Source organism: Exiguobacterium sp. s130, assembly GCF_018619055.1.
Taxonomy (GTDB): Bacteria; Bacillota; Bacilli; order Exiguobacteriales; family Exiguobacteriaceae; genus Exiguobacterium_A.
Genome location: NZ_JACSNI010000001.1, coordinates 537,828 through 561,539, shown reverse-complemented (window position 1 = coordinate 561,539; position 23,712 = coordinate 537,828). Strand labels below are relative to the sequence as shown.

The following is a 23,712-nucleotide window of genomic DNA, read 5'->3' as shown; positions in this document are numbered from 1 at the left end:
AACTCAAGTACTCGCCATCTGATTTATTATTCGCTACAATAAGTATAGAAATATCATGACGGGTACGGAAGGAGCATTTCTCATGATTTTGAATCGTAGTCAAATCGCACGTGAAAAGGTTGAACAACTAAAGTTAGGTGTTACTGCTTTTACTGAAACGGAAGAAATCGCTGAGAAGATTCGCAAGTCGGTCGCTGAACTTCAACTGAATGTCATTGAAGACCACACAGATCGTGGCGTATGGTTCATTCCGCAACAAGAAACAAAAACGAAATAAGCATAAAAAGGCTGTTCGCTCCGCTTCCTCACGAGAGGAATGAGACCGAGCAGCCTTTTTTCCATTTAAAACTGGAAGTTCGCAGCGACCTCATTCAGACGATTAACGACACGTTCGACTTCACTTAACTGTTCAATCGTCGCACCAGACGCCATTGGATGTCCACCGCCATTGAATTCTTTTGCTACTTCATTGATGACTGGACCCTTCGAGCGAATTCGGACGCGAACTTCCATATCTGTTTCGAGGAACAGCGCCCAGCACTTCATTCCTTGTAAACCGGCAAAACTATTGACGAGTAACGATGCTTGTTCGACCGTTGCTCCAAATTGCTTCAATGTATCCTGTGTCAAAACGACATAACCGACGCCTTGATCCGTCAATTGGATATGTTGAAGAACATATCCTTGTAGATGAAGCGCCGCCAGTTCTGTTTGGTACATATTCCGATACAACCAATCTGTATCAATCCCTACATCAATCAATTGCGCCGCGACTTCAAACGTTCGTTTCGTCGTACCACGGAATTGAAAACGTCCCGTGTCACCGACGATTCCCGCATAGAATTGAATAGCAGCTGATGCTGGAATGTCGTATTCCCATTCATTCAATAGATGAACGAGCAGTTCCGATGTCGAACTCATCGTCGTATCGACGAGTTGCACTGACGCGTATGGATCCTCATCGGGATGATGGTCGATTTTAATGACGTCTTTTCCTGTCATCGCGACCTTCCCGTCAATACGTGCTTGATTCGCCGTATCCAGAATCACGACTAACGCCTCTTTGTATAACTCGTCTTCTACCTGATCGAGCTTCCCCATAAATGACAATGATGTCGCCATCTCACCTGCCGACAACACTGTTTTTTCAGGAAACTGGTGTTGCAATGTCAATTGTAAGCCGAACTGACTACCGAGTGCATCGGGATCCGGTCGTTCATGACGATGAATGATGATCGTATTTGCAGCTTCAATCATTTGTTTGATTTGCTCTTTCACTGTGCACAGCTCCTCTAATCTTGATATGATACTAGATGAAGACAAAAAGGAGGTCCTTTTAACATGCAATTCATCCTCATCGCCCTCATCGTTTTCTCGCTTGGTGGGTATTTGTTAGCAAAACGCCGCGCGTTCCATACGAAAAGCACGAACCGAAAATACTTGTTCAATACACAAGCGAGCATTTGGTTGAGTCTGTTCGTCATCCTATTCGCCGTCAATCAGTTCGTTTCCGGGAACGGATTAACGACACTCGTCGGAAAAGTTGTCTGTTCTATTTTAATCGTCGTCGGTGTTGCTTCATTCATCGCTGGATTCATCCGTTACAAAAAGATTTATCCATATGTCGTCCGTGAGATGGAGCAATCCTGAGCGAGATTCAGAGGAACCGAAGTCAATCGACTTCGGTTCTTTTTGTATTCACTTAACGATCGATGAGTTGAGAAGTCACGAGCGCCTTCGCAACGATTTGTGTACCTTGATACATTTCGACATCGACTTTCCCGAATTTCCGACCAACGTCAAAGACATTGGCCCGGATCGTTACCGTGCTCTCGATCTGAACAGGTTTAATGAAATAGATGCTGACGTTTTCAATGACAAGGTCACCTTTCTTCATGTGACGCAACATTCGCGTCGCCCCTTCGACGAGAAGCGTCGTCAATACACCACTTGAAGCAGTCCCCATGAAATTCGTCATTTGCGGAGAAACCTCAAGGGATAAGTACGGTCCCCGTTCGTCCTCTGCCGCTTTAATCTGGCCTGTGATCAGATCATCGAATGTCTCCCCGACCTGCGGCTGGCGATTCGCCAGTTGCAACGCCTTGAGGACATCTTGACGGCTAATGATCCCAAGCAATCGCCCATACTGGTCAATGACCGGTAACATTTCGATGCCTTCCCATACCATCTGATGCGCAGAATTCGTGACACTCGTTCGAATGCCGACCGTAATTGGATGCCGCGTCATGACTTTTTCAACAGCCCAGTCATGTGGACGGTCAATGATGTCCTTCGCCGTCACGACACCGACGACCTTCATTTGTTCATCGATGACAGGGTAACGATTGTGTTTCGTCTGTTCGTTCAACTCGTGCCAACGTGAAATCGGATCCGTCGTCTGTAAATAGAACGTATCATGTAAAGGGATCAAGATATCCGAGACGAGTAAGATTTCCTTTTTGATCAATCGATCATAAATTGCTCGGTTGATCATCGTTGCGACCGTAAATGTATCGTATGACGTCGAAATGATGGGTAACTCCATCTCATCCGCCAATCGTTTTGCATCCTCCGTTGTATCAAATCCACCGGTGATCAATACAGCGGCCCCTGCTTCAAGCACGAGTTCGTGTGCTTTTTCACGGTTCCCGATGATGACGAGACTGTCGACATCGATGTAACGCATCATCGCTTCAAGCTTCATTGCGCCAATGACGAATTTCGTCAATGTCTTGTGTAATCCGTTTCTCCCACCGAGAACTTGACCATCGACGATATTCACGACCTCCGCGAATGTCAGCTTCTCAATATTTTCTTTTTGTTTCTTTTTGATTCGAATCGTTCCGACTCGTTCGATCGTCGAGACGAACCCAAGATTCTCTGCTTCCTTGATGGCGCGATAGGCCGTTCCTTCGGATACGGTCAAGTCCTTCGCGATTTGTCGGACGGAAATCTTCGTTCCGACATCAAGATCTTCGATATGTCGAATGATCTGTTCGTGTTTCGTAGGCATACTGTATCCCTTCTTTTCCTTTTTTCTACTCTCCTGTCATTATACTGTACTACTCCAAAGATGAAAACGTGTACTAGTCTGATTTACGAGAAATGTTTTTCGAATCGGACGATGGTATACTTATGTAGAAAATGAGTAGAGAGGTGGAGTCACATATGAGCGAACGTACGAATTACATTAGTGCTTTCTTGAAAGAACAAGGAATCGATTTAGCCGTCATTACTTCAAAGGCAAATGTCTTTTACTTTTCAGGAGTCTACGCAGAACCTCACGAACGTGTCATGGCAGTCCTCGTTGATGTAACCGGCAAACATGTATTATTCTGCCCAGCACTCGAAGCAAGTGTCGTTGCAGCGAGTCCTTGGGAAGGAGACGTCGTCACGTATGAAGATCATGAAAATCCATTCGATCGTTTAGCTGAATTATTCAAGACATTTGAACATTCTAACAATCGGATCGGTATTGAAGGTGAACATATGACGTTTAGTCGATATCAAGAACTGAGCTCACATCTTGAAAATGCAGCCATTTTTGATATTGGTGAGTCCTTACAAGCGCTTCGCTTGAAGAAAACACCGGAAGAAATTGCTATCCTTCAAGAAGCAGCAGCACTTGCGGATGAAGCGATCGAAATCGGTAAACAAGCGATCCGTCCAGGTATCACGGAAATCGAAGTCATTGCGGAAATCGAATATGAAATGAAGAAAAAAGGCGTCCGCGAGATGTCGTTCGATACGCTTGTCCTATTTGGTGCAAACAGTGCTGATCCACACGGTGTCCCAGGTGACCGCGTCATCCAAGAAGGCGATTTCGTCCTATTCGATCTCGGTGTCATTTGGAAAGGCTACTGTTCAGACATTACACGGACCTTCATTTATGGTCAGGCAAGCGAAGAACAGACGAAAATCTATGAAACGGTCCGCCAAGCACTTGAAGCCGCGACAAAAGCGAGTCAGATCGGTACGACACTCGGCTCGTTGGATAAAGCAGCCCGCGACGTCATCACAGAGGCTGGCTACGGTCAGTACTTCACACATCGCGTTGGTCACGGACTCGGAATCGAGGTTCACGAATTCCCGTCCCTCGCTTCAAACAACTTACTGACGGCTGAAGCTGGTATCGTCTACACGCTCGAACCAGGTATCTATGTTCCCGGAGTCGGCGGCGTCCGGATCGAAGATGATATCCATCTTACTGCGGAAGGTCCGGTTGCGTTGACTCGCACACCAAAACACCTTCAATCGATTCCATCATCTTAAATCAGTAAAAACACCTAATCCAAGCGATGGATTAGGTGTTTTTTATTTACTTACGGGATTGATGGACGACATTGACGCCCCCTGTCACATCAAGAATCGCACCTGTAATCATACTTGATTCTTCTGCGAGTAAGAAGGAGATGGCGCGAGCGATATCTTCCCCGACACCCGTTCTTCCGACCGGTGTTTCTTCATCTTGCTCTGCTTCGGAAATCCGTTTCGTCTTGTTATCACCGACGATGTTCCCCGGATTGACCATGTTGACCGTAATGCCGTGCTCTGCCTCTTCAAGCGCCACACTCTTCGTCAAACTCACCATCCCGCTTTTAGCAGCAGCGAACGCCGCCCGGCACACCCATCCTGGCGCTGTCGCACTTTCCGGAAAACCATACGTAATGATTCGACCATAGGCTTGCTTACGCATGACGGGTAATACTTGACGTAACAACCAGAAACTAGCGGTCAGATTCCCGGTAATGACTTCATTCCATTCTTGATCGCTATAATCTACTAATGCTTTCCGCTCGAATATATATGGTCCTGCATTAAGTATCAACGCATCAATCCGACCTTGCTCGTTAATTGCTTGTTGAGCTGCGTGTTCCACTTCTTCTTGGTTCGTCACATCTGCTTGAATCGTCACAAGATTCGGATGTGTAAACTCGGGTTCGGAACGATGGAACGCCGTTACTTTCCATCCTTCTTCCAATAACTGGCGTGTTACTCGCTCTCCCAGTCCTTTTGTACCTGCTGTAATTAACGCGTGCCTCATCTTGGCATCGCCCCCTTTCACTGACTCCATTTTACGATGGAATGGAAAGGTAGGACAATTTTTAGAACTTGTTGAATGTTTCGTCCGCTTCCAGTAAGAGAATGGTATAATTAGGGTGTACTCATCATATCGATTACGAAGGGATGGATTCATCATGGCAATCGTCTATCATAATGTACTTGTAGCAGTAGATGGCTCAAAAGAGGCAGAACGTGCCTTCGAGACGGCAATCGATGTTTCATTGCGAAATGATGCAAAATTGATCATCGCACACGTCATTGATACACGGACGTTCGCAACAGTAGAAGCATATGACCGTACTATCACGGAACGTGCTGAATCTTACGCGAAGGAATTGCTAGACGAATATGTCAAGACCGCTCAAGATCGCGGTGTACAGGAAGTCGAAGTTGCAATTGAATACGGTTCTCCAAAAGTCACGATTGCCAAAAAACTTGCTCCTAATCACGATGCTGATTTAATCATTTGTGGCGCGACCGGCTTAAACGCTGTTGAGCGTTTCTTCATCGGTAGTGTCTCTGAAAGCATTACGCGTTACGCAAAATGTGACGTCTTGATTGTTCGTTTATGAACCACTCTTCCATCAAAAGCCTCTCTCCCTTCATCTCAAAGGAAGAGAGGCTTTTTGATGACCTGCTTAAACAAAAAACCATCGAACCGATGTCCGATGGTTTGAAATCATTTGTATTTTACTGTAACGGTACGACGACCCCAGTTGAATGCTTCTGAACGAGAGTAGTAAAGGATATCCATCTTCTTACCTTTGATGGCACCGCCAGTATCAGCAGCTGTATATGTCCCTTTCAATTTCCCTTTATAATACACTTTGACTGTCGAACGAAGTGGAATGACACGTGGATCAACAGCTACGACTTTCTTTTTCGAGCTTTTGATGTTCCAACCGATTGCTGTCAGGTTGCCACTGCCTGGATCATACGGTGTATAGGCTGTCGCACTCACATTCGTGACTGTTTTCCAACCGCCCGTAGATTGTTTTTTTGATCCGCTTGACGTCACGACTTTCGAGTAGCTCGCGCTAAGATAAGCCGTCTTACCTTTGTAGCTTACTTTGTACCAGTTTCCTGTTTTTGCTTTGTACGATAACGTTTGGTTCTTATATAGAAGACCGAGCTTCTTCGAAGAAGTAGTAGCTTTTTGACGAATGACTAGGCTATCGACTGTTGACTTGACGCTTTTCTTAGTTGCAGCCTCTGCTTGAAGACCTGCGAACGAACTGAGTGCTAACACGACCGTTAAAACACTTGCGAGCATTCGTTTCATCATGTATTTTCTCCTCCATCATTGTTTCGTGTTTGTTAACTGAGATTAATATACATGACAAAAGCAGGTAGTGCCGTTACATATAGACCACAAAAATATGTCTGTACTATTACCGTTATGTTACAAAAGACTAATTTTTTTAAGAAACGACTCTTTTTTAGGTTTATTTTTACGATGATGACGCTTCTTTTTTCGTTGTATGACAATCGTCGTAACAATAGATCATACGTTCGTGTATCATTTTTCTGGGATTTCATCAAAAAAGGACTAAATCGTCGTATTAACGATTCAGTCCTTTTTAAAAATTATGCGTTTTGAGCAACCAATCCACCAACACGAACTGTATCACGTGCGATCATCAATTCTTCATTCGTTGGAATGATAATGACTTTGACTGGTGAGTGTGGGTAGTTAATGAAGAGTTCTTCTCCATGAGCTCCATTGTTGAGTGATGGATCCCAGTAAACGCCCATGAATTCGAGACCACGTAGGACACGCTCACGGATTGAATCTGAGTTTTCTCCAACACCAGCTGTGAAGATAATGGCATCAACACCATTCATCTCAGCAGCATATTGCCCGATGTATCCGTGGATACGGTTCGCGAAGATACGGAGTGCCATCTCTGAACGGTGGTTTCCTTCCTTCGCAGCCGTTTGGACGTCACGCAAGTCACTTGAAAGACCTGAGAGTCCGTAGATTCCAGACTCTTTGTTCATGACGTTCAAGACTTCTTCCGCTGTTTTCCCTGTTTTCTCCATTAAGAATGGAATCAAAGCTGGGTCGAGTGAACCAGAACGTGTTCCCATCGTGATCCCTTCAAGCGGTGTGAAGCCCATCGTCGTATCGATTGATTCGCCACCCGAAACTGCTGCGATTGATGCTCCGCTACCTAAGTGACATGAGATCAAACGAAGGTCTTTTAATGGACGACCGAGTAATTCAGATGCACGTTCCGTAACATATTTGTGGCTCGTACCGTGGAAACCATATTTACGGATACCGTATTCTGTGTAGTAATCATACGGTAAGCTGTAAAGGAAGTTTTCTTCTGGCATCGTTTGATGGAACGCCGTATCGAAGACCGCCACTTGCGGCACTTCCGGAAGCAATGCTTGGAATGCCCGGATTCCGATCAAGTTTGGTGGAATGTGAAGTGGTCCGAGTTCTGTATACGACTCGATATCTTGCATGACTTCATCCGTGATCAATACAGAGTCTGCATATTTTTCTTTACCATGAAGAACACGATGTCCGACACCTTTAATCTCATCGTAAGACGAGATGATTCCGAACTCCATTAATTTTTCGAGTGATAACTCGACTGCTTCTTTATGTGTTGCAAGCGGGAGGACATCTGTATACTTTTGTCCTTCACCATATTTAATCGTAAAGATTGCATCGTCTTTACCGACACGTTCAACGAGTCCGACTGCAGTCATCGTTTCGTTCGGCATTTCGAGCAATTGGAACTTCAAAGACGAACTACCTGCGTTTACCGCCATAATTTTTGCCATGATTTTTCCCCTTTTCCATTTGAATCCAATGAACATTCACATCTGTTTAGGTTTTCTTCTATTTCTGTTCTACAACTAGAATAGTCAAATTAACGACAGATTTCAATCACTTTGCGTAATTCATTTTAATTCTGTGTTAATCCATTCATCAATCTGTTTCACCATACCACCAAACGCACGGGCATCTGTGAAAGATGGTAGTTCAGCAAGTAACGCTTGTTTTGGCATCTTCATACCGGCTAAATGATTACGGACGATCAAATAACTTTTTGCTGCCTGTTCTTGTTTGAACATGGTTAACGGCAATTGTAAAATGCCAATGACGTGCGCTTTTGATTCAAAGTACTGTTTCAACTTGCCTTCCGTATCATGCTGGAACAAACCGTTCGGAATGACAAAAACACCGAACCCACCTGGTTTGACGTATTGCATCGCTTGTTCGATCAATAAGAAATGACTATAGCTCATACCCTCATCTCGTTTCAAGATGTAAGAAGCAGCAGCCTCTTCATCCGGATAATAACCGACTGGGAGATCAGCCATCGCAAGATCAACTGGATCTAGCAACAAAGGTCGTAACGCATCTTGATGCGTATACGTAACAGGGTAGTCGAGTAATTCCGTTACAGCTGCCGATAAACGAATTAACGTCTCATCTACCTCAACTGCTTCAGCAGATGTGCCCGTCGAAAGCTGACTCAAGACAGCGTGTAACATACCACCTGTTCCACTTCCTAATTCAAGTAGTCGGATGTCCTCCTTACCTACCAATTTCCCGATTAGATAACCAGCAAACAAAGCGACGCTGTCTGGCGTCGGCAAATGGTTCGGTTGCGCTTGTTTCATCCCTTCTAAAATAGCAAGCGATACTGCCTTTCGAATGACCTCTTTGTCTACATTTTCAGTATGGCGATCGTTCAACCGGTCAATCACAGTCGTCAACGCTTCTAGGTAAGGCATATCAAGATCACGTTCGATTTGTTTTGTTTGACGTGTTAATTCCTTATATAACTTTTCTAACGGCTCCATGTACGTCATCCTCTCCAAAACGAAACGGCCCCCCGTAGAGCGGGAGCCGTTTCTATCATTAGTTCCATTGTAACGCTTCAGCGTCGTTTGTAAACCATTCTTACTTCGCTTCACGTGCTGCAGCGAGTGCTGCTTCGAAATTTACCTCATCCGTTGATTCTTCGAGGTATTCGACATACGTGATTTCGTTGTTCGAATCTAAGACGAAGACAGAGCGAGCAAGCAGACGTAATTCTTCGATTGCCACGCCGTACTGTGTACCGAATGAAAGATCACGGTGATCAGACAATGTCACGACTTGATCAAGACCACTTGACGCACACCAACGACGTTGCGCGAACGGAAGGTCGTTTGAGATCGTCATGACCGTCACACCTTCGATTCTAGCTGCTTCTTCGTTAAATTTACGCGTCTGTGCATCGCATACCCCTGTATCGATTGATGGGACGACACTGATGATTCGAACACCTTGGTATGTATCACGTGTTACAGGCGATAAGTCGTTAGCTAACACTTGAAAGTCCGGTGCTGTTTGTCCGACTTGAACCGCTGTACCTTGAAGTGTGATTGGATTTCCTTTAAACGTTGCCATATGAATTCCCCTTTTCCCCTGATTGGATATACTGTATTTTCTATTTAACTATAGGAATGATCTGCGAAGATGGCAAGTATTCTGCCATAATTGATGGACTTCAGTACCCGTCTTTCTAAAAAACAGGTATAATAAAAGAGTTCATGAAACGCTTTCAAGGGGGAATTGACCATGGCTCGAAATAATGTCTACCTGTACTACCGAAATACACAAAGACACGAGACGCAGGTGCGAAAGTTGATCGATGTCGGTACACGATACGGACTGAATGTCGTCCAAGATCATCGACAAGCAAACATCATCGTCTCGATTGGTGGAGATGGGGCTTTCTTGCAAGCGGCACGCTTCACAGGTTTCCGTGATGATGCGATCTATGTCGGATTCGCTGAAGGACCAAACTCGTTCTACTGTGATTTTGATATCAATGATCTTTCTGCGGTCGAAGCAATCTTTAAAGAGACGGGCAATCGTGTCTCGGATGGCGAAATCGAAGTACGTCGTTATCCACTACTTGAAGCATCCATCAACGGTGGACCACCGATGCTCTGTCTGAACGAATGTTCCGTAAAGTCGAGCATCATCAAATCACTCGCAATCGAAGTCTATATCGATGACTTCCTGTTTGAGACATTCCGCGGGGATGGAATGGTCATCTCAACACCGACGGGATCTACGGCTTATAACAAGTCACTCTCTGGTGCGATTGTCGATCCATTGATCCACTGTCTTCAAGTCAGCGAGATCGCTTCCGTTAACAATAACCGGTACCGGACACTCGGTTCTGCTTTCCTATTGAACCGCGGACGTAAACTCTCGTTACGCATCATTGAGGACGGAAACGATTATCCGATCATCGGGATGGATAACGAAGCACTCAGCCTGACACGAACGGATTCAGTCGATATCCAGCTCTCTGAAAAAGAACTTAAAACCGTCAAATTAACGAACAATACATTTTGGCATAAGATTCAACGCTCATTCTTATGACAATAAAAAAATCTGCCCTGAAGAGGCAGATTTTTTTATTGCGTCTTCCGTTACGTCACCCCTTATACTCCAATCAAAGGAGGTACACAGATGATGTATTCCACTCAGGAAATCGCCAAACTTACCGGAGTCACAAAACGAACGCTTTATCATTATGAGACATTCGGTCTCCTTGTGCCAAAGCGCAACGATGCCGGTCACCGATATTATAGCAGTGAGGATCTTTTACGTTTACAACAAATCCTTCTCTATCGCTCTCTTGATTTTCCGCTGTCAGAAATCCAAAGATTACTTACACAATCTGACTCCAGTCATCACACGATGATATTGAAAAAACAAATTGTACTACTTCAAGAAAAAGCTTCGCATTATCAGATGCTCGCTCAACTCGCTGAACAAACATTACTCACTTTAATAGGAGGACTCCCCATGAAAGATGAACAATTATTCCGCGGTTTACGTCACGAAGAGATCGTCATGCACGAAAAACAACATGCAGATGAAGTCCAACAACACTACGGTGACACCGACGCCTATCGAATCAGTGCAAAAAGACAAAAACAACGTACCCCGAATGAGAAAGAACAACTGAGCGCCATGCATAAGCAACTCGATCAGCGCTTGACGACCCTCTACCGCGACGGGCACAAGGCGACAGATCCAGACGTTCAACAAATCGTGAAAGAACAACATGACTTCATCGATACGTACTATTATCCATGTGAGTTATCTATTTTTGCCTCACTCGGCCAGATGTATGTGTCCGACGACCGGTTTCGTGCCTACTACGATGCGTATGCACCTGGACTATCTTCTTTCTATTCGGAAGCTATTTCGCACTATGCAGAAGCAACATCAAATTAAGGCTGCTTCTGCCTGATAGACGGTTTTACCAGCTTGGACAGTCTCCACTAAACGGTTATTCAAGATGGCTTCCCCACGCAAGCGATAGAAGTCTTCTTCAAAGATGACGAAATCGGCATCGTATCCTGGTAGGAGTAATCCTTTGCGTCCATGTGTCTCGGTCGCGAGATGTGGATTTTTCGTAAAGAGTAACAAGGCTTCGTACATCGATAACGTCTCATTCGCCTTATTGACACGTCCCGCTGTTCCTTCCGTCGCTGCATACAGGGAACGCCGGACATCGGGGTCAGAGATCGGTGCATCTGCCCCACCGCATAATAATGCGCCGGTCTCAGCTAACGAACGTAAACGATAACTCCAGTCTAAGCGGTTCAATCCGAGTCGATCGACGATGAAGTCTGCGTCATCCAGTAAAAAGACCGGTTGAACGTCAATCAAGACCGGTAACTTCCGAATTCGTGCAAGCGTTTCTGGTCGAACGACCGTCGCATGAATGATCCGATCCCGCTTGCCTTTTGGTGCTGGATATTTCTCGAGCACCTGTACGAATCGTTCAATCGCTAAGTCACCGATGACATGTGCCGCAACTGTGAACCCGTAACTACGTGCACGCTTGACGAGTTGTTCGAGTTGTTCTGGCGTATGCACTTCGATGCCACGTGTCGTCGGATCATCAGAATAACCACGACCAAGTAGAGCTGTCCGTCCTCCGAGTGCACCGTCGACGAATAGTTTCATCGCACCAATTGACATCGTTGATGGCAAAATTGGTTGCTGTTGCACGAACTCATCGATGACAAGATGATGAACGAGTAGATGTGTATGGAAGCCTGTCTCTTCTGTCACTTCTTTATATGCTTGGAGGATTTCCGCGACATCTCCGTGATACGATAAATCTTCTGTGTGTGCCGCAATGATGCCGTATTGATATAAGTTCTTAATTGCTGACCGGAGTGACGATTTGTTTCGCTCTAAGTTTCCAGCTTGTAACGCATACAAAGGTTCAAGCGCCGCATCGTACAAAAATCCGTCAGCTTCGCCGTTATCCGATAAGCCGATCTTTCCACCATCGATGACAGTCGATGCTTTATAGCCGAGCTGTTGGAATAAAACATCGTTGACAAGTGCGGTATGCCGGTCCGTCCGTTTTAATAAGGCAGGAACGTCCGGGAACAACTGATTCAGCCATGCTTTTGTCGGCGCACGGTCAAGTTTCGTTTCGTCATATCCTTCCGCCACGTGAATCCCATTGATTGGTTCTGCCTTGAGGAAAGCTTGTCCTAATGCTTCAAGCGTCGTATAACGCGAGGCATCGACACGGTTGATCGCTTCCCCGTAGCCAATCAGATGAATATGTGCGTCTGTGAAGGCTGGATAAACAGCTTTTCCGTTCAAGTCTTGAATCTGTTCAATACGTCTACCGAAACGTCGACGTAGTTTTCCTTCCTCCCCCATTGCGATGATCCGCGTCTTCTCGACGAACATCGCTGAATGGACGTCCTCTTCATGTGCCATCGTCCGAATCAATCCGTTTACGTATAGTGTTCCCATTCTACTCACTCCTCTTTTTACAAAAATAGGGTGACCATGACGGTCACCCTGAATTGTCGATCCTGATTTAAACGTGCAACGTTTCCTCTGGTGCACACGATCGTTTAATGCGATCGATCGCGTCCGGATCGTATTCATTTAGGACACGTTCCGCTAAGATGATCGTACGTTCATAGTCTCCCGCTAAGAACTTCGTTTCCGCGATCGTCAGCGACATATGTATCTCATTGTCGTGGCGACGGTATCGGTTCGCATACTGGACGAGCCGTTCGGCATACGTGACTTCGAACACTAATGTATCTAACCGTTCTTGCACATGTTTAAACGTTTCTTGGACGTCTTGACTTTGTGCAACGATCGATCGGACATTAAACGGTAACTCTTCGAGCCGTGTCTCAAGCGTCTGTAGCGAACGATTCGCATTACGTAGTGCTTCTTCGACTTCCGTTGGTAAGTTCGGTAATCCAAGTCGTTTCAGACGAAGACGTGTTTGCGAGAGCTGATGACGCCATTCGACGATCCGTTCGCGCACTTCTGTCTCTTCTTTTCGAAGCGCTTGAAGTTCGACCGTAAAGCGTTCGTACTGAATCATCAACTGTTCCTCTAAGCGAATCGCATCGCGCATTTGATCTTCGAGCATACTGAACGGAATGATTTTCCCAGCAATCGACTCATCGAGATCTTTTGCCGCTTCAAATAGTAGCTCTTCGTCACGTTGGATCGTTTCGTAGTGAATTCCAAGATCTGCTGAGATTTCATACTTTTCACGTAAAATGCTGAACTCTTGTGCTAACTGATGAATCCGTTCGCGCATCCGTAATGCTTTTTGTTTCAAGGATTGATTTTCTTTTTTTACTTGATGACGTGCATCAACTTCACGACGGAACGTATCGTACATTTGATCAACGTCGGCTGATAACTGTTGAATCGCCTCTTCCAAACCATCGACTTCAAGTCTCTCGATTTTTTCAGCAAGACTTAAACGTTGTTCCTCGAACCGTTTGATCTCAGATTGAAGACCGAGGGGCTCAAGTGGATACCCATCTAACGACATTTCCTTATAACCCGCTCCGAGCTGATCAATCCGTTGACGCAATTCATGAGCGAGAATCTTCCATTGTTTCGGTACGAGCTCGACAAGGTGACGTGTCGTCGCTACTTCTTGCTCGAGTAACAAGCTTGTTTCATACGCCTTCGTCACTTCACCCGAAGCTTCGTACTGACACATCTCATTCCAGTGCGCGTCGATTTGTTCACTTCGTTCTTCCAGACGCGCGAGCGCCGGACCGAATGAGTTCGCTTGGATCAATAACGATTTCCGAACTTGCCCTGAATCGGCTTCCCCTTGCGCTTTCAACTCTGCTAGAACCGATTGATTCGTTTTGAACGTCGACATCTCGACGAGCATCTCATCGATCAATCCTTCGAGTTCCGCAATCAATTGTTCCGTTACTTCAAGGTCATTCTTGACGGCGATGAACCGGTATTTATCGAGCGCTTCTTCCGCTCGGTAAAGGGTTTCATCGATTTGGGCGACGTGGACCGTTAACAACTCTTCCCACGCTTGATGCCAGGAGCTGAACTTCGTCTCCGTCTCACCCGCCATCGGTAGTTGCTTTAAGTCCTGCAACTCCTTCGGAATCGATGCACTGACGATGCCTTGCTTGCGCATATCAAGTTCATCGATTTTCGTGTAGTATTTTTTTCGACTGATCATGCTGAATAGCATGACGAGTAATACGATGACGATGACTCCGATCACCCATGCCCACATTTGTCACGACCTCCACTCTGTCGTACGACTTTAGATTTTCTCTAAATCGCAATAATCTTATCCTTATAATAGTATAGCGCAACCGTTTTGCATAGATTTACAAAGGCTTTTCCTGATTTCTTCCGCTGTTTTGAATCCTTTTTCCAAAAATCAATTGTTTGTCAGCTACACGAAAACTCGTTAAACTAAAAAAAATACGCTTTTCACGGGAGGAATTTTTATTATGTTCGAAACAAAGACATATGAAGGTGACCGGACGAAACAATATGACATGCTATCAAAACAACTGGATGCTTTATTAATGGGAGAAGACAATCAAGTCGCGAACTTATCGAATGCGAGCGCGTTACTCAATCAGTTCCTTGACCGTATCAACTGGGTCGGTTTTTATTTGACGGATACCGAGCAAAACCAACTCGTCCTCGGACCATTCCAAGGACTTCCAGCATGCGTCCGTATTCCATTCGGTCGTGGTGTTTGCGGAACGTCCGCAGCAGAACAGACGACACAACGCATCGAAGACGTTCATCAATTCCCAGGTCACATCGCATGTGACGCGGCATCGAATTCTGAAATCGTCATTCCACTCGTCAAAGACGGCCAAACGATCGGCGTCCTCGATATCGACAGCCCAGAATTCAACCGTTTCGATGAAGTCGATCAAGCTGGTTTAGAAGCATTCTGTACGACGCTGCTTCGTCATCTGTAATTCTGATTGACAGTCGATTGTCCACACCGTATACTTGTAAAAGTGCAGAAATGATAACGATAGCGGTCAAATCGCTTACGTATCACATTTCATGACTCGGTGAATAACCGGAGGGGCATCGTGTAACTTTGCTATCAAGCGAGGGTGCCACATCATGAAATGGGCGTAACGTGGGTTTGATGGCGTTATTATTTTTATGCAAATAATAACGAACAATAAGGAGGAGTCTTATTATGGCTCGCTATACAGGTCCAGCTTGGAAACTCTCACGTCGTCTCGGTATCTCACTTACTGAAACAGGAAAAGAAATCGCAAAACGCCCTTACGCACCAGGTCAACACGGTAACAGCCGTCGTAAAATGTCTGAGTACGGTCTTCAACTTCAAGCGAAGCAAACACTTCGTCACATGTACGGAGTAAACGAACGCCAATTCAACCGTATCTTCAACGATGCTGGCAAAATGCCTGGTATCCACGGTGAGAACTTCATGTTCTTACTTGAAGCACGTCTTGATAACGTCGTTTACCGTATGGGTATGGCTCGTACACGTCGCGCTGCTCGTCAGCTCGTCAACCACGGTCACATCCAAGTTGATGGACAACGCGTTGATATCCCATCATTCCGCGTGAAACCAGGTCAAACGATCTCAGTTCGCGAAAAATCGAAGAACTTTGTCGTTATCAAAGAAGCACTCGAAGTTGCTCCAGCAACTAAAGACTTCGTTACTTTCGATGCTGAGAAGCTCGAAGGAACGTTCGTCCGTCTTCCTGAGCGTTCTGAATTGAACGATCAAATCCAAGAACAACTCGTCGTCGAGTACTACTCACGTTAATCGATTGTTCCAGCACCCACTTCGGTGGGTGCTTTTTTATACCTATGACTAAAATGTATACCTGGTCTTAAGAAAATAGTGACGGCTTCCATCCATTTGTGTTAACCTATAAATATACATAGTTAACACAAATAGAAAAGAGGACTTCATTCATGAAAACAAGAGATTTAACGTTCATCGCCCTCGGTGCTGCCATCATTGCAGCCGTCAGTTCTATGCCACAAATCCAACTCGTCGGTGCTGTTCCAATCACACTCCAGATGCTCGCCATCATGACGGTCAGTGCCATTCTCGGTGGAAAACGCGGTGGACTTGCTGTCTTGATCTTCTTATTGCTCGCAGCTGCTGGTCTCCCTGTTCTCGGCGGAAAAGGTGGACTTGCTCCGTTTGTCGGACCAACTGCCGGTTATTTGATTGCCTTTCCGATTGCCGGCTTCTTCATCGGTCTCGTCGCTGAAAAAACGCGTCGCTTCGTGCCACTCTTTATTGGAATGATCGTCTTCGGACTTGGTTTAGTCTACTTGCTCGGGACATTTGGTCTGATGGCTGTACTCGATCTGTCGTTTAAAGATGCTTTTGCGATCAACTACCCCTTCATCCTATGGGATACGATCAAGGCCGTCATTGCCACGACGATCGCCGTTCGTTTGTTACCACTCCGCTTATTCCGGACAGCTTAAAAAACGCTCTCTGCATCTATGTGCAGGGAGCGTTTCGTTTATCATCAAGCATGCTCGACGACGAAGTATTTTTTCTTTCCGCGACGTACGATCGTAAAGCGACCGATTGCATCTGATTCAGTGATTTCTTTCGTTAAGTCTTGCTCGCGTTCTCCGTTCAGGTAGATCGCACCGTTCGTGACGTCTTCACGTGCTTGACGTTTTGACGGACTGATCTTCGCCTCAACGAGAACATCGACCAGGTTCTTCGCTTCGCCGAGTGTAAAGCGCGGCATTCCTTTAAACGCATCTTCGATATCTTCGACTTGCAACGATTTAATATCTCCGCTAAAGAGTGCCGTCGTAATACGTTGTGCTTGTGTCAGACCTTCTTCACCGTGGACGAGAACCGTCATTTCTTCTGCAAGACGACGTTGTGCGACGCGCTTCTCTGGTGCTGCCTTGACTTCTTCTGCAAGTGCATCGAGTTCTTCGTGCGTCAAGAACGTGAAGTATTTTAAGAACTTGATGACGTCGAGATCGTCTACATTGAACCAGAACTGGTAGAACTCGTACGGTGACGTTTTATCAGCATCTAACCAGACCGCACCGCCAGCTGTCTTACCGAATTTCTGACCATCCGCTTTCGTAACGAGCGGTACTGTCAATCCAAATGCTTTTTCTTCATGACCAGCACGACGAATCAGCTCCATTCCTGCTGTGATGTTCCCCCACTGATCACTACCTCCTACTTGAAGACGGCATCCTTTGTCTTCGTAAAGTTTCAAGAAGTCAAACGATTGAAGTAACATGTATGAGAACTCAGTGAATGAGATACCGTTTTGAAGACGTGAATCAACAGAGTCCTTCGCAAGCATGTAGCTGACCGGGAAGTGTTTTCCGATATCACGTAAGAAATCGATGATTGTCAAATCTTTCGTCCAGTCTAAGTTATTGGCGATCGTGACCGGGTTTTCACCTTCAAGTGGTAAGAAACGTGACAGTTGATCTTTAATCCGATTCGCGAACTCTTCGACGATATCCGATGTGTTCAATGACCGTTCCGTTGCACGACCACTCGGATCCCCAATCATCCCAGTTGCCCCTCCAACGAGACCTACGACATGGTGACCCGCTTGTTGGAATCGTTTTAAGACTAAAATCGGCAACAAGTGTCCGATGTGAAGTGAATCTGCTGTTGGATCGAAGCCTGTGTAAAGCGTCGTCGGATTCTCGAGTAATGTTTTCAGCCCTTCTTCATCTGTCATTTGGTTAATTAACCCGCGAAATTCTAAATCTTCTAATAACGTCATTGTTTCTCCTCCTAAAGTTCACTATTAACAAAAAAAAACCGTCCCTTCGTCTAAAACGAAGGGACGGAATATTTCCGTGGTACCACCCTAATTGTCCTTTTGTGTAAAAGGACCACTTGGTTCGTCGATAACGGGACGGACCGCTTGATTTCTCAAGAAACTCCTGGAAGCGTAATTCATAAGTTCACTGTGTCCTAGTTCGCAGCACCACTAGGTCTCTGTCACAGGGAGTGACTTACTACTATATTCCGATCATGGTTTAGCGCAATATACGAAAATAAGATGGTTTCATGATACGTCGAAGGCGAATCCGCTGTCAAGTCCGATTTCATTAGTAGATTTATGGTATAATACGTCTATCTGTGATTTAATATTAATTTACACCTAAGTTTAAGATGCAAAGGAGATCATTTATGCGCGAGAACTGGTTCAAGTTTTGGAATCATCCCCGGACGAAAGCCGTTCGGCACTGGTCAAATATCACATATGATGTTTCATGGAACATCATTTTGTTCCTCATCATAGCTGTCTTACTCGTCGGTAGTTTTTCTGTTGGTGCAGCGGGCGGCTATTTCGCTTCGCTCGTCAAGGACACAAAAGCACCACCATTGACTGAGATGAAACAACAAGTCAACAGCTATGCCGTCACAAGCCAAATTTATTGGGGAAGTGGTGAAAAGCTGACGAACATCTCAACAGATGAAGAACGTCAGCCTGTCGATATCAAGAAGATTTCTCCTTACTTGATCGATGCGCTTTTATCAACGGAAGATGTAGACTTCTATCAACACGATGGTGTCGTTCCAAAAGCGACATTACGAGCAGTTCTACAAGAACTAACGAATTCTGCGTCGCGCACAGGCGGAAGTACGCTAACACAACAATTAATCAAAAACCAAATCTTGACGAACGAAGTCTCATTCGAACGGAAAGCGAAAGAAATTCTTTTAGCATTGCGCCTTGAAAACGCGATGTCAAAAGATGAAATTTTACAAGCGTACTTGAATGTCGTCTCATTCGGTCGCAATTCACTCGGTCGTAACATCGCGGGGATCGAGGCTGCATCACAAGGAGTTTTCAACAAATCCGCGAAAAAACTGACGTTACCACAAGCAGCTTTTCTCGCTGGGATTCCTAAAAACCCTTATTACTACACCCCTTACCTTCAAGGTGGCGTCGTCAAAAAGGACTTGACGCCAAGTGTCAACCGGATGAAAACAGTATTGAAGCGGATGTATGTCGCGAAAAACATCACGAAGGAACAGTACGAAAAAGCAATTAAGCATGATATTACGAAAGATTTCGCGAAACAATCAAAACGTTCTCGTGATACGTATCCGTATGTCTACGATTTAGCCGAACGTGAAGCGACGAAAATCATGACGAAGTATCTGATGAAACAAGATGGCGTGAAGGAAGATGAAGTGAAACCGTCTGAACTGGCAGAAGTGCGTGCCAACTATCAAGATCAAGCACTTGTTGCACTGCGCCAAGGCGGCTACAAAGTTCACTTGACACTTGATAAAAAAATTCATGAAGCGATGCAACAACCTGCGAAGAACAGTGCGAACTTCCCAGGAAGCATGCAATACAAACAAGTCGTCGATCCAAAAACGAAAAAAAGCGTTTCGAAACAGGATCCAGAAGAAACAGCAGCAGTCATGGTTCAAAATGAAACGGGACGTATCCTCGGATTCGTCGGCGGACGGTATATCGATGGAAAAGCTGACGATTTCAACCGGGCATTCCAAGCCAAACGTCAAATCGGGTCAACAGCAAAACCAATCCTCGTTTACTCGAACGGGATTGAAAATCGCTTGATCACACCAGGGTCTACCGTTAATGATGAAGAGTACTACTACCAGACTGTACCACGTCAACCTGGCGACCGTCCGATCAAGAACGAAGGTGGACGTTACCGTGGTAATGTAACGGTTCGTACGGCATTAGAACTATCATTGAACGTACCGGCCGTTAAGATTTACGAGAAGATGAACATGTCGAATTCGATTCAAAAACTCGTCGATATGGGAGTTGAAGTACCTGATGCGATCCGTTATGCCCCTTCTGCGGCACTCGGAACGATGGAAATCACACCTGTCGAACTCGCAGGTGCTTACGCGACACTTGCCAACTATGGTGAATTCGTCCAACCGTACATCATCTCGAAAATTACGAAAGACGGAAAAGATATCTATAAAGCAAAACCGAAGAAAAAACGGATCTATGAACCACGAACAGCTTACCTGACACTTGATATGATGCGTGGTGTCTTCACGAAAGGTACAGCGACGTTCGCTAAAGCTAGACTGAACGTACCGGGAGATTGGGCTGGTAAGACGGGTACGACCAACGATGTCAAAGACTCTTATCTTGTTGGTTCTACTCCTGGCGTAACCCTTGCCGTCTGGACAGGACACGACCAGAACAACTCACTTATCGGTCCGTCAACGTACTACCAACGTACGCAGACGCTCTGGTCACAGATGGCGAATGCATCGTATGGTGCGAACAGCAGTTACTTCAAATCTGGCGCCCGCTTCACGCAACCATCTTCTGTAACAGCAAATGACTTCCAAAACAGTGGTCGCTTCAAAGAAGAAGATAAGAAGAAAAAAGCAGAAGAAGCAAAGAAAAAAGCAGAAGCGAAGAAACAGAAAGAAGTAGAAGAAAAGAAAAAAGAGGAAGACGCACAGAAGAAAGAAGATCAACAAAAACAACAAGATCAAGCTAAAGAAAAAGCAGATGCTGAGGCAAAGAAAAAAGCAGCAGATGACGCAAAACGTGCTGCCGATGCAAAAGCTGAAGCTGATGCAAAAGCAAAAGCCGACGCAAAAGCAAAAGCCGAAGCCGATGCAAAAAAGAAAGCTGAAGCGGACGCTAAGAAAAAAGAGGCAGATGCGAAGAAACAGCAAGAGCAACAAAAGAAACAGCAAGAGCAACAAAAGAAACAAGATGAAAAGAAAAAAGATGCTGCTTCTGAAAACTAACAAAAAGGATGAATCACCTGTTTCGGTGATTCATCCTTTTTTCATGTTCAATCCTCCATCGTCGATAAATCGCCCGTTTCCAAGTTCAACTCCCATGCTTTCAGGACACGGCGCATGATTTTACCACTTCGTGTCTTCGGCAACTTATCTCGGAAATCAATTTCTCTTGGGGCCGCGTGAGCAGCTAGACCTTCCTTGACGAATGCTTGGATTTCTTGTTTTAATTCATCCGTTGGCTCATAACCATCACGTAAGGCAATGAATGCCTTAATGATTTCGCCTCGCACCGGGTCTGGTTTCCCGATGACTCCGGCTTCCGCGACTGCTGGGTGCTCAACGAGACGGCTTTCAACTTCAAACGGACCAACCCGTTCTCCAGCCGTCATGATGACATCATCGACACGCCCCTGGAACCAGAAATAGCCTTCATCGTCCATATAGGCAGAATCGCCTGACACATACCATCCTTTAAAGAAATAGGATTCATATTTTTGTGGGTTGTTCCAAATTTGACGCATCATCGATGGCCATGGTGTTTTCAAGGCAAGGTTACCCATCCGGAACGGTGGTAACTCGTTTCCTTGATCATCAATGATCGCAGCTTGGGTTCCTGGAATTGGTTTCCCCATCGATCCCGGTTTGATGTCCATCGACTTGTAGTTACAAATCATCATCGCACCCGTTTCTGTCATCCACCATGTATCATGAATGCGTTGGTCAAATGCTTCTTTTCCCCAACGAATAACTTCTGGATTCAATGGTTCTCCGACAGACAACACATGACGAAGACTTGAAAGATCATGGTGATTCGCGACGTCCGCCCCCGCTCCCATTAACATCCGGAAAGCAGTTGGCGCGCTATACCAGACCGTTACGTTATACTTCTCGATAACGCTATACCAGAAATCTGGATTGAAACGTCCACCGACAACGACGTTCGTTGCCCCATTTAAGAACGGTGCGAAGATACCGTAACTTGTTCCTGTGACCCACCCTGGATCAGCCGTGCACCAGTAGACATCGTCTTCTTGTAGATCGAGTACCCAACGTCCTGTCATTAAATGCTGAATCATCGCATTTTGAACATGGAGGACACCTTTTGGCTTCCCTGTCGATCCTGAAGTATAGTGCAAGATCAATCCGTCTTCACGATCCAACCAGACCGGTTCAAATACATCGGATGCTTGCTTGAACGCTTTCCGGAAATCAAGTAATGTTTCTGATTCTTCAACGCCTTCATCAACGAGTACTACTTTTTCAAGTGATTCCAGTTCCCCAACTGGAACACGCGGGAGCAACGCTTTCGTTGTCACGAGTAGTTTCGCTTCAGAGTCAACTAAACGATCACGAACAGCTTGTTCCATGAATGCTTCAAACAACGGACCGACGATCGCCCCTACTTTCAGTGCACCAAGTAGGGCAAAGTACAGTTCTGGTGAGCGTGGCATGAAGATGAAAATCCGGTCACCCGTTTTGACTCCTGCATCGACTAATACGTTTGCCGCTTTATTCGTCAATCGTTTCATGTCTGCATAGGTGAATCGTTGTTCCGTCATTCCATCGAAATAGATCAGCGCATCCTTGTTCGCCCGCTCGCCTTCTGCGTGGCGGTCGATTGCTTCATAGGCCATGTTGACTTTCCCCGTTGTCGCCCATGAAAAGTACTGCTCAGCATCTTTCCAGTCGTACGTGTTCGTTTCATCATACTCTGCTAACCAATGCTTCCCCGGAAGCGCTTTCAAAACTTTCATGTCTCGTTCCTCCCCTTCTATGTTTTCCTCTTTATTATAAGCTAGTTATCCGTCAGTTCAATCCATTTGCCGTCAATTTGTTAAAAAATCCCTCTCTTTACTCAAGCGCTTTCGTCTATAATGAATAGGAAGGTGGTGACGCTTACATGTTTGAAAAACAATTCAATCATCGGACGCATGAAACATCACTCGGTCCTGTTGACATCGAAGGTCCCGTACCGAGTCAAACACTAGCAACGTATACACTCGATTCAGGGTTAACGGCTTTTCGTCCACCCGCTGAACAACATCAAGCGCTCGTTGAGATTGCGGACCTTGAAGAAGGACGGATCATCGTCGCTCGTCAAGGAACGGAAATCATCGGTTATGTGACTTACTTATATCCTGATCCCTATGAAACATGGAGTGAGGGAAACAATCCGTACATCTTGGAACTCGGGGCGATTGAAGTCTCCTCTCGGTTCCGCGGACAACAGATTGGTAAAAAATTGCTTGAAATCTCCATGCTGGATCCTGCCATGGAACATTATTTAATTCTAACGACTGAATATTATTGGCATTGGGACTTAAAAGGGAGTGGACTATCGGTGTGGGATTACCGGAAGATCATGGAGAAGATGATGAATCATGGTGGTCTTGTCTTTTTCCCGACCGATGATCCGGAAATCGCCTCCCACCCTGCTAACTGCCTGATGGCACGTATCGGAAAACACGTCTCACCTGAAGTCATCGCTCATTTTGATGCGCTACGCTTGAGAAGACGCTTCATGTATGACTGAGCTCGAGGAGGAATCGTC

The 23,712-nt window shown here is 45.6% G+C and carries 22 protein-coding genes and 1 other annotated feature; of the genes, 11 read left to right on the top strand and 11 right to left on the bottom strand.

The features are described from left to right. The first annotated feature begins 82 nt into the window (after positions 1-82). On the top strand, positions 83-277 hold the full coding sequence (locus tag HZS85_RS02815) for a YtzJ family protein (protein ID WP_214852844.1): 195 nt from the start codon (positions 83-85) through the stop codon (positions 275-277). A 65-nt stretch (positions 278-342) separates the two neighbouring features. Here the strand turns inward: HZS85_RS02815 and HZS85_RS02810 are convergent, their stop codons facing one another. Beyond that, entirely contained in the window at positions 343-1,278 is a 936-nt protein-coding gene (locus HZS85_RS02810) for a DHH family phosphoesterase (protein WP_214852842.1), read from the bottom strand. A gap of 63 nt (positions 1,279-1,341) precedes the next feature. Between HZS85_RS02810 and HZS85_RS02805 the strand changes: the two genes are divergently transcribed. Next, positions 1,342-1,650: a YtpI family protein gene (locus HZS85_RS02805; protein ID WP_035406252.1), complete on the top strand. Its 309-nt coding sequence runs from the start codon at positions 1,342-1,344 to the stop codon at positions 1,648-1,650. Between the two features lie 52 nt (positions 1,651-1,702). On the opposite strand, the gene HZS85_RS02800 is transcribed toward HZS85_RS02805, so the two are convergent. Further along, the gene (locus HZS85_RS02800; protein ID WP_023469046.1) at positions 1,703-3,013 is read right to left on the bottom strand and encodes a DRTGG domain-containing protein; all 1,311 of its coding nucleotides are present in this window, start codon (positions 3,011-3,013) and stop codon (positions 1,703-1,705) included. Positions 3,014-3,168: 155 nt separating this feature from the next. Between HZS85_RS02800 and HZS85_RS02795 the strand changes: the two genes are divergently transcribed. Further along, entirely contained in the window at positions 3,169-4,272 is a 1,104-nt protein-coding gene (locus HZS85_RS02795; protein WP_214852840.1) for a M24 family metallopeptidase, read from the top strand. 46 nt (positions 4,273-4,318) lie between these two features. Here the strand turns inward: HZS85_RS02795 and HZS85_RS02790 are convergent, their stop codons facing one another. Then, positions 4,319-5,044, bottom strand: coding sequence for an SDR family oxidoreductase (locus HZS85_RS02790; protein WP_035406245.1), 726 nt, complete (start codon positions 5,042-5,044; stop codon positions 4,319-4,321). A 154-nt stretch (positions 5,045-5,198) separates the two neighbouring features. On the opposite strand from HZS85_RS02790, the gene HZS85_RS02785 reads away from it, so the two are divergent. Next, on the top strand, positions 5,199-5,636 hold the full coding sequence (locus HZS85_RS02785; protein WP_029342342.1) for a universal stress protein: 438 nt from the start codon (positions 5,199-5,201) through the stop codon (positions 5,634-5,636). A 107-nt stretch (positions 5,637-5,743) separates the two neighbouring features. Here the strand turns inward: HZS85_RS02785 and HZS85_RS02780 are convergent, their stop codons facing one another. The 4 genes from HZS85_RS02780 to tpx form a co-directional block, all read right to left on the bottom strand. Further along, a complete protein-coding gene (locus HZS85_RS02780) occupies positions 5,744-6,349 on the bottom strand; it encodes a 3D domain-containing protein (RefSeq protein WP_035406242.1) in 606 nt (201 codons plus the stop codon). Positions 6,350-6,651: 302 nt separating this feature from the next. Continuing rightward, positions 6,652-7,863: an acetate kinase gene (locus HZS85_RS02775; RefSeq protein ID WP_214852837.1), complete on the bottom strand. Its 1,212-nt coding sequence runs from the start codon at positions 7,861-7,863 to the stop codon at positions 6,652-6,654. A gap of 120 nt (positions 7,864-7,983) precedes the next feature. After that, complete coding sequence (locus HZS85_RS02770) at positions 7,984-8,892, bottom strand: class I SAM-dependent methyltransferase (RefSeq protein WP_023469052.1); 909 nt, start codon at positions 8,890-8,892, stop codon at positions 7,984-7,986. 100 nt (positions 8,893-8,992) lie between these two features. Then, positions 8,993-9,490 carry a thiol peroxidase gene (tpx, locus tag HZS85_RS02765; RefSeq protein ID WP_214853208.1) on the bottom strand — a complete coding sequence of 166 codons (498 nt, stop codon included), beginning with the start codon at positions 9,488-9,490 and terminating at the stop codon, positions 8,993-8,995. A 165-nt stretch (positions 9,491-9,655) separates the two neighbouring features. On the opposite strand from tpx, the gene HZS85_RS02760 reads away from it, so the two are divergent. Further along, positions 9,656-10,471, top strand: coding sequence for an NAD kinase (locus HZS85_RS02760; RefSeq protein WP_023469054.1), 816 nt, complete (start codon positions 9,656-9,658; stop codon positions 10,469-10,471). A 90-nt stretch (positions 10,472-10,561) separates the two neighbouring features. Then, entirely contained in the window at positions 10,562-11,335 is a 774-nt protein-coding gene (locus HZS85_RS02755) for a MerR family transcriptional regulator (RefSeq protein ID WP_214852834.1), read from the top strand. On the opposite strand, the gene HZS85_RS02750 is transcribed toward HZS85_RS02755, so the two are convergent. Continuing rightward, entirely contained in the window at positions 11,327-12,886 is a 1,560-nt protein-coding gene (locus tag HZS85_RS02750) for an amidohydrolase (protein ID WP_214852831.1), read from the bottom strand. The genes HZS85_RS02755 and HZS85_RS02750 overlap by 9 nt on opposite strands. A 67-nt stretch (positions 12,887-12,953) precedes the next feature. After that, entirely contained in the window at positions 12,954-14,660 is a 1,707-nt protein-coding gene (gene ezrA / locus HZS85_RS02745) for a septation ring formation regulator EzrA (protein WP_214852827.1), read from the bottom strand. A gap of 223 nt (positions 14,661-14,883) precedes the next feature. Here ezrA and HZS85_RS02740 point away from each other — a divergent pair, with 223 nt between their 5' ends. From HZS85_RS02740 to HZS85_RS02730, 3 genes are all read left to right on the top strand, one after another. Then, positions 14,884-15,369: a GAF domain-containing protein gene (locus HZS85_RS02740; protein ID WP_023469058.1), complete on the top strand. Its 486-nt coding sequence runs from the start codon at positions 14,884-14,886 to the stop codon at positions 15,367-15,369. A 233-nt stretch (positions 15,370-15,602) separates the two neighbouring features. Next, on the top strand, positions 15,603-16,202 hold the full coding sequence (rpsD, locus tag HZS85_RS02735) for a 30S ribosomal protein S4 (protein ID WP_214852823.1): 600 nt from the start codon (positions 15,603-15,605) through the stop codon (positions 16,200-16,202). A 152-nt stretch (positions 16,203-16,354) separates the two neighbouring features. After that, on the top strand, positions 16,355-16,882 hold the full coding sequence (locus HZS85_RS02730) for a biotin transporter BioY (protein WP_214852809.1): 528 nt from the start codon (positions 16,355-16,357) through the stop codon (positions 16,880-16,882). 44 nt (positions 16,883-16,926) lie between these two features. On the opposite strand, the gene tyrS is transcribed toward HZS85_RS02730, so the two are convergent. Next, on the bottom strand, positions 16,927-18,174 hold the full coding sequence (gene tyrS / locus HZS85_RS02725; RefSeq protein WP_214852806.1) for a tyrosine--tRNA ligase: 1,248 nt from the start codon (positions 18,172-18,174) through the stop codon (positions 16,927-16,929). 56 nt (positions 18,175-18,230) lie between these two features. Further along, positions 18,231-18,439 (bottom strand) — a binding site (T-box leader). Between the two features lie 148 nt (positions 18,440-18,587). Here tyrS and HZS85_RS02720 point away from each other — a divergent pair. Continuing rightward, positions 18,588-21,164 carry a transglycosylase domain-containing protein gene (locus tag HZS85_RS02720; protein ID WP_214852802.1) on the top strand — a complete coding sequence of 859 codons (2,577 nt, stop codon included), beginning with the start codon at positions 18,588-18,590 and terminating at the stop codon, positions 21,162-21,164. A gap of 47 nt (positions 21,165-21,211) precedes the next feature. On the opposite strand, the gene acsA is transcribed toward HZS85_RS02720, so the two are convergent. Further along, the gene (acsA, locus tag HZS85_RS02715) at positions 21,212-22,915 is read right to left on the bottom strand and encodes an acetate--CoA ligase (protein WP_056062704.1); all 1,704 of its coding nucleotides are present in this window, start codon (positions 22,913-22,915) and stop codon (positions 21,212-21,214) included. 146 nt (positions 22,916-23,061) lie between these two features. Between acsA and HZS85_RS02710 the strand changes: the two genes are divergently transcribed. Continuing rightward, positions 23,062-23,694 (top strand): GNAT family N-acetyltransferase, encoded by a 633-nt coding sequence (locus HZS85_RS02710; RefSeq protein ID WP_214852799.1) that lies wholly within the window; start codon positions 23,062-23,064, stop codon positions 23,692-23,694. Positions 23,695-23,712: the final 18 nt, after the last annotated feature.

What these genes read in the sequence shown, in the direction of transcription:
- HZS85_RS02795 (WP_214852840.1), top strand. Translation starts at nt 3,169, where the DNA reads ATGAGCGAACGTACGAATTACATTAGTGCTTTCTTGAAAGAACAAGGA.
- tyrS (WP_214852806.1), bottom strand. Translation starts at nt 18,174, where the DNA reads ATGACGTTATTAGAAGATTTAGAATTTCGCGGGTTAATTAACCAAATG.
- HZS85_RS02730 (WP_214852809.1), top strand. Translation starts at nt 16,355, where the DNA reads ATGAAAACAAGAGATTTAACGTTCATCGCCCTCGGTGCTGCCATCATT.
- HZS85_RS02800 (WP_023469046.1), bottom strand. Translation starts at nt 3,013, where the DNA reads ATGCCTACGAAACACGAACAGATCATTCGACATATCGAAGATCTTGAT.
- rpsD (WP_214852823.1), top strand. Translation starts at nt 15,603, where the DNA reads ATGGCTCGCTATACAGGTCCAGCTTGGAAACTCTCACGTCGTCTCGGT.
- HZS85_RS02805 (WP_035406252.1), top strand. Translation starts at nt 1,342, where the DNA reads ATGCAATTCATCCTCATCGCCCTCATCGTTTTCTCGCTTGGTGGGTAT.
- HZS85_RS02750 (WP_214852831.1), bottom strand. Translation starts at nt 12,886, where the DNA reads ATGGGAACACTATACGTAAACGGATTGATTCGGACGATGGCACATGAA.
- HZS85_RS02815 (WP_214852844.1), top strand. Translation starts at nt 83, where the DNA reads ATGATTTTGAATCGTAGTCAAATCGCACGTGAAAAGGTTGAACAACTA.
- HZS85_RS02710 (WP_214852799.1), top strand. Translation starts at nt 23,062, where the DNA reads ATGTTTGAAAAACAATTCAATCATCGGACGCATGAAACATCACTCGGT.
- HZS85_RS02790 (WP_035406245.1), bottom strand. Translation starts at nt 5,044, where the DNA reads ATGAGGCACGCGTTAATTACAGCAGGTACAAAAGGACTGGGAGAGCGA.
- HZS85_RS02770 (WP_023469052.1), bottom strand. Translation starts at nt 8,892, where the DNA reads ATGGAGCCGTTAGAAAAGTTATATAAGGAATTAACACGTCAAACAAAA.
- acsA (WP_056062704.1), bottom strand. Translation starts at nt 22,915, where the DNA reads ATGAAAGTTTTGAAAGCGCTTCCGGGGAAGCATTGGTTAGCAGAGTAT.
- HZS85_RS02775 (WP_214852837.1), bottom strand. Translation starts at nt 7,863, where the DNA reads ATGGCAAAAATTATGGCGGTAAACGCAGGTAGTTCGTCTTTGAAGTTC.
- ezrA (WP_214852827.1), bottom strand. Translation starts at nt 14,660, where the DNA reads ATGTGGGCATGGGTGATCGGAGTCATCGTCATCGTATTACTCGTCATG.
- HZS85_RS02760 (WP_023469054.1), top strand. Translation starts at nt 9,656, where the DNA reads ATGGCTCGAAATAATGTCTACCTGTACTACCGAAATACACAAAGACAC.
- HZS85_RS02720 (WP_214852802.1), top strand. Translation starts at nt 18,588, where the DNA reads ATGCGCGAGAACTGGTTCAAGTTTTGGAATCATCCCCGGACGAAAGCC.
- HZS85_RS02755 (WP_214852834.1), top strand. Translation starts at nt 10,562, where the DNA reads ATGATGTATTCCACTCAGGAAATCGCCAAACTTACCGGAGTCACAAAA.
- HZS85_RS02780 (WP_035406242.1), bottom strand. Translation starts at nt 6,349, where the DNA reads ATGATGAAACGAATGCTCGCAAGTGTTTTAACGGTCGTGTTAGCACTC.
- HZS85_RS02740 (WP_023469058.1), top strand. Translation starts at nt 14,884, where the DNA reads ATGTTCGAAACAAAGACATATGAAGGTGACCGGACGAAACAATATGAC.
- HZS85_RS02785 (WP_029342342.1), top strand. Translation starts at nt 5,199, where the DNA reads ATGGCAATCGTCTATCATAATGTACTTGTAGCAGTAGATGGCTCAAAA.